This is a genomic window from Enterobacter cloacae complex sp. IR5422 (genome assembly GCF_049238165.1).
Taxonomy (GTDB): domain Bacteria; phylum Pseudomonadota; class Gammaproteobacteria; order Enterobacterales; family Enterobacteriaceae; genus Enterobacter; species Enterobacter roggenkampii.
In genome coordinates this window covers 311,658-326,732 of record NZ_JBMKHT010000001.1, presented here as the reverse complement: position 1 = coordinate 326,732, position 15,075 = coordinate 311,658, and the positions used below count along the sequence as shown (strand labels likewise).

At 54.4% G+C, this 15,075-nt stretch carries 15 protein-coding genes, 1 tRNA gene and 2 rRNA genes; 8 read left to right on the top strand and 10 right to left on the bottom strand.

All coding sequences use genetic code 11. The features are described 5' to 3' along the window. From ACOTXT_RS01535 to gmhB, 4 genes are all read right to left on the bottom strand, one after another. Positions 1–102 (bottom strand): 23S ribosomal RNA (locus ACOTXT_RS01535); the annotation flags it as partial. A gap of 182 nt (positions 103–284) precedes the next feature. Then, positions 285–360: transfer RNA gene (locus ACOTXT_RS01530), tRNA-Glu, on the bottom strand. 85 nt (positions 361–445) lie between these two features. Beyond that, positions 446–1,987: ribosomal RNA gene (locus ACOTXT_RS01525) — 16S ribosomal RNA — on the bottom strand. 368 nt (positions 1,988–2,355) lie between these two features. Then, entirely contained in the window at positions 2,356–2,922 is a 567-nt protein-coding gene (gene gmhB / locus ACOTXT_RS01520) for a D-glycero-beta-D-manno-heptose 1,7-bisphosphate 7-phosphatase (RefSeq protein WP_008501879.1), read from the bottom strand. A 188-nt stretch (positions 2,923–3,110) separates the two neighbouring features. Between gmhB and metN the strand changes: the two genes are divergently transcribed. From metN to proS, 6 genes are all read left to right on the top strand, one after another. Next, entirely contained in the window at positions 3,111–4,142 is a 1,032-nt protein-coding gene (gene metN, locus ACOTXT_RS01515; protein ID WP_008501880.1) for a methionine ABC transporter ATP-binding protein MetN, read from the top strand. After that, positions 4,135–4,788 (top strand): methionine ABC transporter permease MetI, encoded by a 654-nt coding sequence (locus ACOTXT_RS01510; protein WP_003856130.1) that lies wholly within the window; start codon positions 4,135–4,137, stop codon positions 4,786–4,788. The genes metN and ACOTXT_RS01510 overlap by 8 nt, the downstream gene beginning before the upstream one ends. 40 nt (positions 4,789–4,828) lie before the next feature. Beyond that, positions 4,829–5,644, top strand: a complete 816-nt coding sequence (gene metQ / locus ACOTXT_RS01505; protein ID WP_014168729.1) for a methionine ABC transporter substrate-binding lipoprotein MetQ — start codon at positions 4,829–4,831, stop codon at positions 5,642–5,644. Between the two features lie 106 nt (positions 5,645–5,750). Beyond that, complete coding sequence (rcsF, locus tag ACOTXT_RS01500; RefSeq protein WP_008501883.1) at positions 5,751–6,155, top strand: Rcs stress response system protein RcsF; 405 nt, start codon at positions 5,751–5,753, stop codon at positions 6,153–6,155. After that, positions 6,152–6,859 (top strand): tRNA (N6-threonylcarbamoyladenosine(37)-N6)-methyltransferase TrmO, encoded by a 708-nt coding sequence (tsaA, locus tag ACOTXT_RS01495; RefSeq protein WP_023345466.1) that lies wholly within the window; start codon positions 6,152–6,154, stop codon positions 6,857–6,859. Before rcsF ends, tsaA begins: the two co-directional genes overlap by 4 nt. 111 nt (positions 6,860–6,970) lie before the next feature. Then, a complete protein-coding gene (gene proS, locus ACOTXT_RS01490) occupies positions 6,971–8,689 on the top strand; it encodes a proline--tRNA ligase (RefSeq protein ID WP_055321605.1) in 1,719 nt (572 codons plus the stop codon). A 47-nt stretch (positions 8,690–8,736) separates the two neighbouring features. Here proS and nlpE read toward each other — a convergent pair whose 3' ends face one another. From nlpE to ACOTXT_RS01475, 3 genes are read right to left on the bottom strand one after another with little or no spacing between them, the layout of a single operon-like run. After that, a complete protein-coding gene (nlpE, locus tag ACOTXT_RS01485; protein WP_055321604.1) occupies positions 8,737–9,435 on the bottom strand; it encodes an envelope stress response activation lipoprotein NlpE in 699 nt (232 codons plus the stop codon). 34 nt (positions 9,436–9,469) lie between these two features. Further along, on the bottom strand, positions 9,470–9,892 hold the full coding sequence (gene arfB / locus ACOTXT_RS01480) for an alternative ribosome rescue aminoacyl-tRNA hydrolase ArfB (RefSeq protein WP_008501887.1): 423 nt from the start codon (positions 9,890–9,892) through the stop codon (positions 9,470–9,472). Next, positions 9,889–10,434 carry a YaeQ family protein gene (locus ACOTXT_RS01475; RefSeq protein ID WP_021240481.1) on the bottom strand — a complete coding sequence of 182 codons (546 nt, stop codon included), beginning with the start codon at positions 10,432–10,434 and terminating at the stop codon, positions 9,889–9,891. The genes arfB and ACOTXT_RS01475 overlap by 4 nt, the downstream gene beginning before the upstream one ends. Positions 10,435–10,630: 196 nt before the next feature. On the opposite strand from ACOTXT_RS01475, the gene ACOTXT_RS01470 reads away from it, so the two are divergent. Both ACOTXT_RS01470 and rof read left to right on the top strand, forming a co-directional pair. Beyond that, positions 10,631–10,831 carry a YaeP family protein gene (locus ACOTXT_RS01470; protein WP_008501889.1) on the top strand — a complete coding sequence of 67 codons (201 nt, stop codon included), beginning with the start codon at positions 10,631–10,633 and terminating at the stop codon, positions 10,829–10,831. Beyond that, positions 10,818–11,078, top strand: a complete 261-nt coding sequence (rof, locus tag ACOTXT_RS01465; RefSeq protein WP_008501890.1) for a Rho-binding antiterminator — start codon at positions 10,818–10,820, stop codon at positions 11,076–11,078. The genes ACOTXT_RS01470 and rof overlap by 14 nt, the downstream gene beginning before the upstream one ends. A 28-nt stretch (positions 11,079–11,106) precedes the next feature. On the opposite strand, the gene tilS is transcribed toward rof, so the two are convergent. The 3 genes from tilS to ACOTXT_RS01450 all read right to left on the bottom strand — a co-directional run bounded on the left by tilS (position 11,107) and on the right by ACOTXT_RS01450 (position 15,042). Further along, positions 11,107–12,396: a tRNA lysidine(34) synthetase TilS gene (gene tilS, locus ACOTXT_RS01460; RefSeq protein WP_333164801.1), complete on the bottom strand. Its 1,290-nt coding sequence runs from the start codon at positions 12,394–12,396 to the stop codon at positions 11,107–11,109. A gap of 58 nt (positions 12,397–12,454) precedes the next feature. Continuing rightward, positions 12,455–12,844, bottom strand: coding sequence for a VOC family protein (locus ACOTXT_RS01455; RefSeq protein WP_008501893.1), 390 nt, complete (start codon positions 12,842–12,844; stop codon positions 12,455–12,457). Positions 12,845–12,909: 65 nt separating this feature from the next. Further along, positions 12,910–15,042 carry a lysine decarboxylase LdcC gene (locus ACOTXT_RS01450; protein ID WP_058654193.1) on the bottom strand — a complete coding sequence of 711 codons (2,133 nt, stop codon included), beginning with the start codon at positions 15,040–15,042 and terminating at the stop codon, positions 12,910–12,912. Positions 15,043–15,075 lie beyond the last annotated feature (33 nt).

Below are 15,075 nucleotides of genomic sequence, written 5' to 3'. Positions count from 1 at the left end.
TCAAAGGTTCATATCACCTCGCCGGCGCTTTTCGCAGATTAGCACGTCCTTCATCGCCTCTGACTGCCAGGGCATCCACCGTGTACGCTTAGTCGCTTAACCTCACAACCCGAAGATGTTTCACTTCTGATTGCGAAAATTTGAGAGACTCGAACACACCTTAAAGATGTGTCGTTTCAATTTTCAGCTTGATCCAGATTTTTAAAGAGCAAATATCTCAAACGTGACTCGCAAGTCAGTTTTGAGATATGACGGTAGGTGACTTTCACTCACGAACCAGCAAGTGGCGTCCCCTAGGGGATTCGAACCCCTGTTACCGCCGTGAAAGGGCGGTGTCCTGGGCCTCTAGACGAAGGGGACACTGAAGTCTCAATCGCAAGACGCCTTGCTATTTACTTTTCATCAGACAATCTGTGTGAGCACTACAAAGGCAGGTTCTTTAAGGTAAGGAGGTGATCCAACCGCAGGTTCCCCTACGGTTACCTTGTTACGACTTCACCCCAGTCATGAATCACAAAGTGGTAAGCGCCCTCCCGAAGGTTAAGCTACCTACTTCTTTTGCAACCCACTCCCATGGTGTGACGGGCGGTGTGTACAAGGCCCGGGAACGTATTCACCGTAGCATTCTGATCTACGATTACTAGCGATTCCGACTTCATGGAGTCGAGTTGCAGACTCCAATCCGGACTACGACGCACTTTATGAGGTCCGCTTGCTCTCGCGAGGTCGCTTCTCTTTGTATGCGCCATTGTAGCACGTGTGTAGCCCTACTCGTAAGGGCCATGATGACTTGACGTCATCCCCACCTTCCTCCAGTTTATCACTGGCAGTCTCCTTTGAGTTCCCGGCCGGACCGCTGGCAACAAAGGATAAGGGTTGCGCTCGTTGCGGGACTTAACCCAACATTTCACAACACGAGCTGACGACAGCCATGCAGCACCTGTCTCAGAGTTCCCGAAGGCACCAATCCATCTCTGGAAAGTTCTCTGGATGTCAAGAGTAGGTAAGGTTCTTCGCGTTGCATCGAATTAAACCACATGCTCCACCGCTTGTGCGGGCCCCCGTCAATTCATTTGAGTTTTAACCTTGCGGCCGTACTCCCCAGGCGGTCGACTTAACGCGTTAGCTCCGGAAGCCACGCCTCAAGGGCACAACCTCCAAGTCGACATCGTTTACGGCGTGGACTACCAGGGTATCTAATCCTGTTTGCTCCCCACGCTTTCGCACCTGAGCGTCAGTCTTTGTCCAGGGGGCCGCCTTCGCCACCGGTATTCCTCCAGATCTCTACGCATTTCACCGCTACACCTGGAATTCTACCCCCCTCTACAAGACTCTAGCCTGCCAGTTTCGAATGCAGTTCCCAGGTTGAGCCCGGGGATTTCACATCCGACTTGACAGACCGCCTGCGTGCGCTTTACGCCCAGTAATTCCGATTAACGCTTGCACCCTCCGTATTACCGCGGCTGCTGGCACGGAGTTAGCCGGTGCTTCTTCTGCGGGTAACGTCAATCGCTGAGGTTATTAACCTCAACGCCTTCCTCCCCGCTGAAAGTACTTTACAACCCGAAGGCCTTCTTCATACACGCGGCATGGCTGCATCAGGCTTGCGCCCATTGTGCAATATTCCCCACTGCTGCCTCCCGTAGGAGTCTGGACCGTGTCTCAGTTCCAGTGTGGCTGGTCATCCTCTCAGACCAGCTAGGGATCGTCGCCTAGGTGAGCCGTTACCCCACCTACTAGCTAATCCCATCTGGGCACATCTGATGGCAAGAGGCCCGAAGGTCCCCCTCTTTGGTCTTGCGACGTTATGCGGTATTAGCTACCGTTTCCAGTAGTTATCCCCCTCCATCAGGCAGTTTCCCAGACATTACTCACCCGTCCGCCGCTCGCCGGCAAAGTAGCAAGCTACTTTCCGCTGCCGCTCGACTTGCATGTGTTAGGCCTGCCGCCAGCGTTCAATCTGAGCCATGATCAAACTCTTCAATTTAAGTTTGATGCTCGTGAATTAAACTTCGTAATGAATTACGCATGTTCACTCAGAGACTTGGTATTCATTTTTCGTCCGAGGACGTTAAGAATCCATGTCACTTTGAGTGCCCACACAGATTGTCTGATAAATTGTTAAAGAGCAGTGCAACGCAGCTTTCGCTCACCGTTGCGAGGTGGCGTATATTACGCTTTCCTCTTTCAGAGTCAACCCGTTATTTCAGGATTTTTTCTCTTCAACCGACCGCGTTGTCTGTGAAGTGATTCACATCCGCCGTGTCGATGGAGGCGCATTATAGGGAGCCGCCGAGGAATGACAAGCGGAAAAATGCATTTTTATTTCAACCGCTCACCTTTTCACCAAAAAGGCTATTTTTGGTGCTTTTTAATCTCTTTTGGCAGATCGGCCAGACTATTAATCACCCAATCCGCCGCATTCTCAGCTTCTGGCGTCACTGGCTTGCCGGTACGCACTAATATTTTAGTCCCTACACCCGCGGCTGCGGCTGCCTGCATATCTTCCAGTTTATCGCCAACCATATAAGAAGCCGCCATATCAATGTGCAGGAACTCCTGCGCAGAGATAAACATCCCCGGATGCGGCTTACGGCAATCACAGGTCTGACGATATGCTTCTACGGTGCCCTGCGGATGATGCGGACAATAGTAGATGCCATCGAGATCCACACCGCGGTCGGCAAGTGACCAGTCCATCCATTCCGTCAGCGTCTCGAACTGCGCTTCGGTGAATTTACCGCGTGCAATACCAGACTGGTTCGTCACCACCACCAGCGCATAGCCCATCTCTTTCAGCTGGCGCATGGCATCTATTACGCCCTCGATAAACTCGAACTCATCAATCTCATGGACATAACCGTGATCCACATTAATAGTGCCGTCACGATCGAGAAAAATTGCGGGTACTGATTTTGCCACCGGTTTGCTCCTGAAAAAGGCATGTTCAGCTAGTATCTCATGAATCGCAGCGCAATAAAGTGCTCATCGTACAGAGTTGGATTGATTTAGACGTCTGGATGCCTTAACATCCGTTTTGTTTACGGTCATCACCCGTATCTGGCAGAAGAAAATGCCACGGCTAACTTACATACGATAAAAATAATCTAATGATTAAACTTTCCAATATCACCAAAGTGTTCCAGCAGGGGAACCGAACCATTCAGGCGCTGAACAACGTCAGCCTGCATGTTCCTGCTGGTCAAATTTATGGCGTCATTGGCGCATCGGGTGCAGGTAAAAGTACGCTGATCCGTTGTGTTAACCTGCTTGAGCGCCCAACCCAGGGCAGCGTAGAAGTTGGCGGCCAGGAACTTACCGCCCTTTCAGAGAAAGAACTCACCAAAGCGCGCCGTCAGATTGGCATGATCTTCCAACACTTTAACCTGCTGGCCTCCCGCACCGTGTTCGGCAACGTTGCCTTACCGCTGGAGCTGGATAACACGCCGAAAGAAGAAGTGAAGCGTCGCGTTACCGAGCTGCTCGACCTCGTGGGTCTGGGCGACAAACAGGATAGCTACCCGGCAAATCTGTCCGGTGGGCAAAAACAGCGTGTGGCCATTGCCCGCGCGCTGGCCAGCAATCCTAAGGTACTGCTGTGTGATGAAGCCACCAGCGCACTGGATCCGGCAACCACGCGTTCTATTCTGGAACTGCTGAAAGACATTAACCGTCGTCTGGGCCTGACGATCCTCCTTATTACGCACGAGATGGATGTGGTGAAACGCATCTGCGACTGCGTGGCGGTCATCAGTAACGGTGAACTGATCGAGCAGGACACGGTAAGCGAAGTGTTCTCGCATCCGAAAACCCCGCTGGCGCAGCAGTTCATCCAGTCCACGCTGCATCTGGATATTCCGGAAGACTATCTGGAACGTCTGAAAACAGAAGCAACAGCAGACAGCGTCCCGATGCTGCGCATGGAGTTCACCGGCCAGTCCGTTGATGCTCCCCTGCTTTCCGAAACCGCACGTCGCTTTAACGTGAATAACAACATCATCAGCGCGCAGATGGATTACGCCGGTGGCGTGAAGTTCGGCATCATGCTGACAGAAATGCACGGCACACAAGAAGAAACCCAGGCAGCCATTGCCTGGCTGCAAGAACATCACGTAAAAGTAGAGGTACTGGGTTATGTCTGAGCCGATGATGTGGCTGCTGGTTCGCGGCGTTTGGGAAACGCTGGCAATGACCTTTGTCTCTGGCTTCTTTGGTTTTGTGATTGGCCTGCCGGTCGGCGTGTTGCTGTACGTGACGCGTCCGGGTCAAATCATTGAGAACGCGAAGCTGTACCGTACGCTCTCTGCGCTGGTGAACATCTTCCGTTCTATCCCGTTCATTATTCTGCTGGTGTGGATGATTCCGTTTACCCGCGTGATCGTCGGAACGTCTATCGGTCTGCAGGCGGCGATCGTTCCGCTGACCGTTGGCGCTGCGCCGTTTATCGCCCGTATGGTGGAAAACGCCCTGCTGGAGATCCCAACCGGTTTGATCGAAGCGTCCCGCGCGATGGGCGCCACGCCGATGCAGATCGTCCGCAAGGTTCTGCTGCCTGAGGCACTGCCAGGGCTGGTGAATGCGGCAACCATTACGCTTATCACCCTGGTCGGTTATTCCGCGATGGGCGGTGCCGTAGGCGCGGGCGGTTTAGGTCAGATTGGTTACCAGTACGGCTATATTGGATATAACGCGACCGTGATGAATACCGTTCTGGTATTGCTGGTTGTTCTGGTTTACTTAATCCAGTTCTCTGGCGATCGCATCGTCCGGGCTGTTACGCACAAATAACGTTACACACAACATAAACTCTACGAGTTAAGGATAAAACATGGCGTTTAAATTAAAGACCTTCGCAGCAGTAGGCGCGCTGATCGGCTCTCTGGCACTGGTGGGTTGCGGTCAGGATGAAAAAGATCCGAACCACATTAAAGTGGGCGTTATCGTAGGTGCAGAACAGCAGGTTGCAGAAGTTGCTCAGAAAGTGGCGAAAGAGAAATATGGCCTGGACGTGGAGCTGGTGACCTTCAACGATTATGTTCTGCCGAACGAAGCGCTGAGCAAAGGTGATATCGACGCGAACGCCTTCCAGCATAAACCATACCTGGACCAGCAGATCAAAGATCGCGGCTATAAACTGGTGGGCGTGGGTAATACCTTCGTTTATCCAATTGCCGGTTACTCTAAGAAAATTAAATCCCTGGACGAGCTGCAGCCGGGCTCTCAGGTTGCCGTCCCTAACGACCCAACTAACCTTGGTCGTTCCCTGCTGCTGCTGCAGAAAGTGGGCCTGATCAAACTGAAAGACGGTGTTGGCCTGCTGCCAACCGTTCTGGATGTCACCGAGAACCCGAAAAATCTGAAAATTGTTGAGCTGGAAGCACCGCAGCTGCCACGTTCTCTGGACGATGCGCAGATTGCCCTGGCCGTTATCAACACCACGTACGCCAGCCAGATTGGCCTGACCCCAGCTAAAGACGGTATCTTCGTTGAAGATAAAGACTCTCCATACGTAAACCTGATCGTGACTCGCGAAGACAACAAAGACGCGGAAAACGTGAAGAAATTCGTACAGGCCTATCAGTCTGACGAAGTTTACCAGGAAGCCAACAAAGTGTTTAACGGCGGCGCTGTTAAAGGCTGGTAATCTCACCTCAGTGTAATATCATCAGGACGGGCTTATGCCCGTCTTGTCATTTGTGCAGTCAACTGATTCAATATCTGACGTTTTGATTATCCATTGAGGAAATATTATGCGTGCTTTACCGATCTGTCTTTTAGCACTCATGCTGAGCGGCTGTTCTATGCTAAGCAGATCTCCCGTTGAACCTGTTCAAAGCACGGCAACCCCGCCAAAGACCGAGCCTGCGAAACCGAAAGTGGTTCGCCCTGCGCCGGTTCGCATTATCACGAAAGCGGATGAACTCGTCGGTAAACCGTTCCGTGAACTGGGCGAAGTGAGCGGCGAATCCTGTCAGGCGACCAATCAGGACTCACCACCGAATATCCCGACAGCGCGTAAACGCATGCAGATTAATGCCGCAAAAATGAAAGCCAACGCGGTCCTGCTGCACAGCTGTGAAGTCACCAGCGGCACGCCGGGCTGCTACCGTCAGGCGGTGTGCATCGGTTCTGCGCTGAACATCACGGCGAAATGAGTGCATTTCAGTTCGAGCAGATAGGCGTTATCCACTCTCCTTACAAAGAGAAGTTCGCCGTCCCCCGCCAGCCCGGTCTTGTCACCAGCGGACGCGGTGAGCTTCACCTGATTGCGCCTTACAATCAGGCCGATGCGGTACGCGGGCTTGAGGCGTTCAGCCACCTGTGGGTGGTGTTCGTGTTTCACCAGACGATGGAAGGCGGCTGGCGTCCTACCGTGCGTCCTCCTCGTCTTGGCGGCAATGCGAGAATGGGGGTGTTTGCGACGCGCTCGACCTTCCGTCCAAACCCGGTTGGCATGTCGCTAGTTGAACTGAAAGGCATACGCTGCCAGAAAGATCGGGTGATACTGGAGTTAGGTAGCCTGGACCTGGTAGACGGCACGCCGGTGATCGATATCAAACCCTATTTGCCCTTCGCCGAAGCCCTTCCGGACGCGCGTGCAAGCTATGCTCAGGACGCCCCACAGGCGGACATGCCTGTATATTTTACGCCTGAGATAACCGCTCAGTTCGGCCAACTGGAGAAACGCTATCCTCGCTTGCGGGATTTCATCACCGAAGTTCTGGCACAGGACCCGCGTCCGGCCTACCGTAAAGAAGAGGAAGCAGGTAAAACGTACGCCGTCTGGCTGCTGGATTTTAACGTTCGCTGGCGCGTCACCGAGGCAGGTTTTGAAGTGTTTGCCCTTGAACCCAGGTAATTTTCTTCTCCTCTCTTTTGGCATCTTTGCCACACTGGTAAACTAAACCACTTTTTTGTGTCAGGCTGGTGTTTCAGCCTGTTCCAATCGTCGAAATGGAACCGTAACAACATGCGTACTAGCCAATATCTGCTCTCCACTCTGAAGGAGACGCCTGCCGACGCCGAAGTGATCAGCCATCAGCTGATGCTGCGCGCCGGGATGATCCGCAAGCTGGCCTCCGGGTTATACACCTGGCTGCCGACCGGCGTGCGCGTCCTGAAAAAAGTCGAAAACATCGTGCGTGAAGAGATGAACAACGCCGGTGCTATCGAGGTGTCCATGCCCGTGGTTCAGCCCGCTGACCTGTGGCAGGAGAGCGGTCGTTGGGAACAGTATGGTCCTGAACTGCTGCGCTTCGTCGATCGTGGCGAGCGTCCGTTCGTTCTCGGCCCAACGCATGAAGAAGTCATCACCGACCTGATTCGTAATGAGCTGAGCTCTTACAAACAGCTGCCGCTGAACTTCTTCCAGATCCAGACCAAGTTCCGTGACGAAGTTCGCCCGCGTTTCGGCGTCATGCGCTCTCGCGAATTCCTGATGAAAGACGCCTACTCTTTCCATACCTCTCAGGAATCCCTGCAAGAGACCTACGACGCAATGTACGCGGCGTACAGCAAAATCTTCTCCCGCATGGGGCTGGATTTCCGTGCTGTGCAGGCTGATACCGGCTCCATCGGCGGTAGCGCATCTCATGAATTCCAGGTACTGGCGCAGAGCGGTGAAGACGATGTGATCTTCTCTGACTCTTCAGATTACGCGGCGAACATCGAATTCGCAGAAGCGCTGGCACCAAAAGAACCGCGTGCTGCCGCAACGCAAGAGATGACGCTGGTTGATACGCCAAACGCGAAAACCATTGCCGAGCTGGTTGAGCAGTTCAACCTGCCGATCGAAAAAACCGTTAAGACGCTGCTGGTGAAAGCCACTGAAGGGAGCGCTTACCCGCTGGTTGCCCTGCTGGTGCGTGGCGATCACGAGCTGAACGAAGTGAAAGCTGAGAAGCTGCCGCAGGTCGCCAGCCCGCTGACGTTCGCGACGGAAGCGGAAATCCGCGCCGTGGTCAATGCTGGCCCAGGTTCTCTTGGTCCGGTGAATATGCCGGTGCCTGTTGTTATTGACCGCACGGTAGCCGCGATGAGCGACTTCTCCGCCGGTGCGAATGTCGACGGTAAACACTACTTCGGCATCAACTGGGATCGCGACGTGGCGACGCCGGAAGTGGCTGACATCCGTAACGTGGTCGCAGGCGATCCAAGCCCGGACGGTCAGGGTACCCTGATGATCAAGCGCGGCATTGAAGTCGGTCACATCTTCCAGTTGGGTGATAAATACTCTCGCGCGCTGAACGCCGCCGTTCAGGGTGAAGATGGCCGTAACCAGATCCTGACCATGGGTTGCTACGGTATCGGGGTGACGCGCGTGGTAGCTGCCGCCATTGAGCAGAACTATGACGAGCGCGGCATCGTCTGGCCAGACAACATCGCGCCGTTCCAGGTTGCGATTCTGCCAATGAACATGCACAAGTCTTACCGCGTGCAGGAGCTGGCCGAGAAGCTGTATGCCGAGCTGCGTGCGCAGGGTATCGAAGTGCTGATGGATGACCGTAAAGAGCGTCCGGGCGTGATGTTTGCCGATATGGAACTGATCGGTATCCCACACACCGTCGTGATCGGCGACCGTAACCTCGACAGCGACGAGATTGAATACAAATACCGTCGCAGCGGCGAAAAACAGATGATCAAGACCGGCGACATTCTTGATTACCTGGTGAAAGCCATCAAAGGCTAAACAAAAAACCCCGCTCAGGCGGGGTTTTTTAATGGCTCAGCGTCAGCTTATTTACTGTTACAGTCTTTACCCGCAACAAACTTCGCGTCTTTATCCGCCACCAGCGTTTTCACCATCTCTCCACTATCCGGGTTTGGCTCCAGTGTAAAGTGACCGTCAACCGTCAGCAATACCGGCTTGCTGTCATTGCCGCGCGCCACCGCGTAATCACGTTCAAGCTGCGCATTGTTTGCCACGCTGACCTTCTTACCGGTTGCGCAGTCGGTAAAGATCGCCGCATCCGCCATGTAGAAGTACATCCCCCGCATCGCCATCGGCGTCGCGGGCAGAGCCACTTTTACCGGCGCCAGCGTGTAGTTAAACTGGGATTCAATTGGATTGCCTTCACGATCCAGCATCTCCATCCCCTCGCCTTTGGCGCGGAAATAAGTTTTCTCGCCAGCGGTATCCGTCAGAACCAGTTTCTCCGCCGTTCGCGCCCATGTTCCATAAGTTGCAAAAGAAGAAGGCTCTTTTGCGCCCTGATAGCGCTGGTTCATCACCCAGGTGCCGTCTTTTTGCAGGAACAGGGACGTTTCAATGCCTTCACAGTCCGCGCAAGGCAATACGCCACGCCAGCTCTGCTGCATCGGTTTTAATTCTTCCGTTTGCGTGGGTTGCAAAACCTGCGTTTCTGAACGGTTGTTACACCCGAAAAGCGCAAACAGCGTACTCACTGCCAGCGCTGACCATAATGCTTTTTTCACAATGAATTCCTTATGAAAAGTGTGTTCCCTTTCGTCACTCTGTGGGGCGACGAACTTTACCGCGTAGTGCTTTCACTGTGGATTTTTGGGCCTTCGAGGCCAGCCGACGCTCTTTCGATGCGCGGGTTGGCCGCGTTGCCCGGCGGCTTTTTTGTACTGCCGTTAATTCTTTGATGACCGCCACCAGCCTGGCTATCGCCGCTTCCCGGTTGAGCTCCTGGCTGCGGTATTCCTGGGCTTTGATCACCATCACGCCATCGCTGGTGATCAGGTGATGGCTGGCAGCAAGCAGACTTTCTTTATAATACTCTGGCAGGCTTGAGGCCCGAATGTCAAAACGCAAATGGATTGCCGTTGAGGCCTTGTTGACGTGCTGCCCACCTGCCCCCTGAGCACGGATGGCGGTGATCTCCAGCTCGTTGTCCGGAATGCTGACGTTTCGGGACAAGACGATCATGAGGCCGGTTGCCACGCCGTCAAATGAATTTCCAGATTATTCTGAGAATCAGAGAGCCAGATGGCACCGTCCTGAATCGTCGCCTGCAACACCATGGTCCGGCTGGCAAAGTCGCTCAGCTGCGCCAGTTGCTCATCATCCAGATACCAGACCGTGAGATTTTTAAACTGTCCGCACTTGCTTTTGTTTTGCTGCCACCAAATCTCCGCAGCGCGCTGATTATACGCGAATAAGGCCACTTCAGCGGACTGAGTGCAGGCCTTCTTAATTCTTCGTTCGTCCGGCAGTCCAAGTTCGATCCACAAATCAATACCCAGATGATCGTTGCGCAGCCAGGCTTCTGGCTCGTCTTCTGCGCTTAACCCACGGGTAAACTGCAGACGCTCGTCAGCGTACTTAATCCACGCCAGCAGGCGCAGCATCATGCGCTCCTGGGTTTCGGAGGGGTGGCGAGCCAGCGTCAGCGAGGCGTCCAGGAACTGGTTGCGATCAAGATCGGCCACATTGACCACTGCTTTATAAATTGTCGCTTTCAGCGCCATGAGAGAACTCCATTCGAATCAGGCGCTCATTGTAGCGAAAACCGCGGCAAAAGGCTGTTGTAGGGTGATAAATACACCGCTATCAAGGCGCTGATATTGCTTAAATGAGTATGGTATAGTCACCTTGCTAAACCGAGTTTATCTTCGTAGGCTTAATGATATCTCACAGTAAGTCAGTGCGCTGGCGGGAGGGGATGTGAATAATTATTGTGAGTTAATTCGCAAACGGTATGCGGAAATCGCCAGCGGAGATCTGGGGTATGTCCCGGACGCGTTGGGCTGTGTATTGAAAGTGCTTAATGAAGTGGCCTCTGATGAGAGCCTTTCAGAGTCGGTCAGGGAAAAAGCAGCGTATGCTGCGGCGAATTTACTGGTGAGCGATTATGTCGATGAATGATACTTATCAACCCATCAATTGTGATGACTATGACAACCTCGAACTCGCCTGCCAGCATCATTTATTACTGACGCTGGAGCTAAAAGATGGCGAAGTGTTGAAGGCGAAGGCCAGCGATCTGGTTTCACGTAAGAATGTGGAATACCTGATAGTGGAAGATGCCGGTGCGACGCGTGAGCTGCGCCTGGATAAAATAGCCAGCTTCAGCCACCCGCAAATCGGCACCGTCGTGGTGAGCGAATCCTGATGACATTAACGGGCAGCCTGGCTGCCCGTTACGCTTTCTGCCACTCAAACCTGACCCCCTCTTCCGCCCATCCCGCTTCCGTGATGAAAATGCCCGCAGCAGCAATCAATGTTTCACCATAGAACAACAGCGGCGTGGTGTCGCGCAGCCACGGCGGCACGTTGCACTCCTGCCAGATTTTCTTCAGCTTGCGTCCCCCGTTGCGTCCGACAATATGCAGCATGCCGCCAGCCCTAAAGCGTACCGTTACCGGTTCACCTGCCTCTGGCAGCCTCACATGACCAGACGGTATAAGAGAGACACGTCCTGCCTCACTGGGCAATATCAGCGGAAGCGCAGGTGAAAGCCAGTCGAGCACCACATCGGTCAGTGAAGGCGTTGATTTTACCCACCAGAGTTCCCCTTTGTAGCGCCTTACATCAAAACCATTCAGATGGACGCACGGGGAAGCATCCTCCCGCGCCAGGGCAACCTCGTCCCAGATACGGTTTAGCATCGCCCGCGACGGCATCGCGGCGTGATGAGAGGCCAGCCAGCGCCGTATCAGTGCGGCGCGACGCACCGGGCTCATCGCTTTCAGCGGTGCAATCGCCAGCGCTCCGTCTTCAGAAATCAGTTCAGCCAGCTCGTCACTCAACAGCTCGTCCAGCAGCGATTCCTGTTCGGCGCACAGCATGGCGCTTCTTGCCGTCGCGTCGGCGAAATGCGGCCAGCGCTCGCTCAATAGCGGGAGGACGCGCAGACGCAGAAAGTTACGGTCATAGCCGTCATCCTGGTTGCTCTCATCTTCAATCCAGCTGAGCTGATGTTCTCGCGCCCAGGCCTCAAGCGAGGCGCGCGTCTCGCCAAGCAGCGGACGCAGTAACGTTGTACCGGCAAACTCAGAACGCTCAGGCATGGCTGAAAGCCCAGCCGGTCCGCTGCCCCGCTTAAGCGCCAGCAGAAAGGTTTCACACTGATCGTCCAGATGCTGGGCCGTGACCAGGGCTTCTCCTGTACGCAATGCCCCGGCAAAGGCGGCATAGCGGGCTTTACGCGCCTGCGCCTCAATGCCCAGCCCTTCCTCCGCAAGCGTGACGCGCTCGACGAGAAGCGGGATCGCCCATGCCGCACACATAGCTTCGCAGTGCGCCACCCACTCCTCTGCGCGAGGACTTAATCCGTGATGAATATGTATCGCCCGCAGCTGGACGTCAGGCTCCCGATCGCGCCAGCACTTAAGGCGATGAAGCAGAACGGTGGAATCCAGGCCACCGCTAAACCCCACCAGCAGCTGGCGGTACGGTGAAACGGCGTGTGCGATAGCGGGTAAGGTCATAGGGAATTACACATAAAAAATGCCCGAACTGAGCGGGCATTATCACACAGGACGAAGATTACTGCTGATAAAGCTCCAGCGGCAGGCCGTCCGGGTCGTTGAAAAAGGTAAAGCGCTTGTCGGTAAACGGATCGACGCGGATTGCTTCACACGTCACGCCGTGCGCTTCCAGATGTTTTACTGCGCTATCCAGGTCATCGACGCTGAAGGCAAGATGGCGCAGACCGCAGGCTTCCGGGCGGGACGGACGCGCAGGCGGAAAAGGAAAAGAGAACAGTTCAATCACATACTGCCCGTTTAACGCCAGGTCGCCCTTCCAGGAGTCGCGCTCCTCACGGTAGGCCTCGCTCAACAGCGTAAAGCCGAGAATGTCGCAGTAGAAGGCCTTACTCTTTGCGTAATCAGTCGCAATGATCGCAATATGATGAACAGCTTTTAAACCCAGCATAGCTTCTCCTTTTTATGATGCCTGAACGTTACAACCGAAAACCCGCACCTGGCAAGCGGTCACCCTTATTTTAGGACTCGCACCCAGTACACGCCGTTTTCGTCGCGCTTCGCACCGTGGATATCCGTCTCAAAACCGGGATAGTGACGCCCTACCGAACAGAGCATCAGCAGGAAATCGAGCACGGCCCGACTCTCTTCGGTAATCATCTCTCCCGGCATCAGGAGCGGTACGCCCGGCGGATACGGCAGGATCATGTTGGCCGATACGCGCCCAACCAGATTTTCCAGCTCGACGGTTTCGACCTCCCCCCTCACCTGGCGCTGCCACGCCTTGTGCGGGGTAAACTTCATCTCCGGCAACACATCGAACGCCTGTAGCATCAGACGCGGCAGATCGTGCTGACGGATCAGCCTGTGGATCCCCTGGGCCAGATCCTGAATACGCATATTGCGGTAGAAGTCAGGATCTTCCGCGTAGAGATCCGGCAGCATGTTCTTCACCCGCAGGTTGAGATCGTAGGCGCGCTTAAATTCCATCAGACCGCGCAGCAGCCCCATCGCCCGGGTTTTATCGATCCCGATGCTGAACAGAAACAGCAAATTATAGGGGCCTGTTTTCTCCACCACCACGCCGCGTTCATCAAGGAACTTCGCCACCAGCGCCGCCGGGATCCCTTCCTCACCCATCACACCCTGCTCATCCATACCCGGCGTCAGGATCGTCACCTTAACCGGATCGAGGAACATATGGTCACTATCGGCATCCCGGAAGCCGTGCCAGTCTTCACCGGGCGAAACCGGCCAGCATTCTGCTTCATCAATCTCTTCCGGCTGCCAGATATCAAAGAACCAGCCGTCGGCTTCCTCTTTCAGCCGCTGAACCTCTTTACGGAAATGCAGCGCGCGCTCCACAGAGCGATTGATAAGACGTTTACCGGGATTGCCGCGCAGCATCGCCGCGGCCGTTTCGATAGACGCCACCAGCGGATAGCTTGGTGAGGTGGTGGTATGCATCATAAAGGCTTCGTTGAAGGTCTCTTCGTCATATTCGCCTTTGATGTGAATCAGCGAAGCCTGGGAAAACGCGGCCAGCATTTTGTGCGTCGACTGCGTTTCGAAGAACACTTTACCCGGCACGCGTTCACCGCTCATGCCGCTTTTACCCGCGTAAATCGGATGGAAATTGGTGTACGGTACCCACGCGGAATCGAAGTGGATCGACGGCACGTCCAAAGTCTTTTTGATCCAGTTCGTGTTGTACAGCAGACCGTCATAGGTCGAGTTGGTGATCACCGCATGGACAGGCCAGCCTGCGCCGGGCACTGCCGCGACCTTGCGTTCAATGGCTTCATGCGTGAACTCCCGCCGCGGAATACCGCCAAGAATGCCGAGCGCGTTGCGCGTGGGCGACAGCCAGAGCGGTACAACGTCGCTCATCATCAGCAGGTGCGCCAGCGATTTATGGCAGTTACGGTCAATCAGCAGGGTGCTCCCCGCAGGCGCGGCATACATTCCGACGATTTTGTTCGAGGTCGAGGTGCCGTTGGTCACCATATAGCTCTGCTCGGCCCCAAAGGTGCGGGCGATATACTCTTCGGCTTCCAGATGCGGTCCGGTATGATCCAGCAGCGAGCCTAATTCGGTGACTGAAATGGACACGTCCGCTTTCAGCGTGTTGCCACCAAAGAAATCATAGAACAGGCAGCCCACCGGGCTTTTTTGGTAGGCCGTTCCCGCCATATGCCCAGGCGTACAGAAGGTATATTTCCCCTCTTTCACGTAGGTGAAGAGCGCCCGGGTAAAGGGCGGCGTAATGTTATCGAGATATTCATTCGTGTATTGCTGAATTCGGGTCGCAATGTCTTCCGCCACGCCGAGGGAATATTCAAAGAACCACAGCGCCATACGCATATCATTGGCGCTGACGTCCATGGTTGAGTGGGTATTAATAAACGCGTACAGCGGGAGATATTCGTTCAGCTTGTTGATATCGCTGCACAGTTCGAGGTCATATTCATCCCAGTCGAAGATCACGCCGCAAATACGCGGGTTATGCTCGATGAACTTCAGCAGATCGGCGCTGTTGTGCGGCCAGATTAGCTGATACCCGCGCGACTGCAGGGCTTGCTCCAGCTCCTTAATCGGCTCATCTTTATAAAAGACGCCGTGTGGCCCCATAACGGCAATGATATTCATGGGCTTCCTCCTTAAAAAACATTAGCTAAGCAT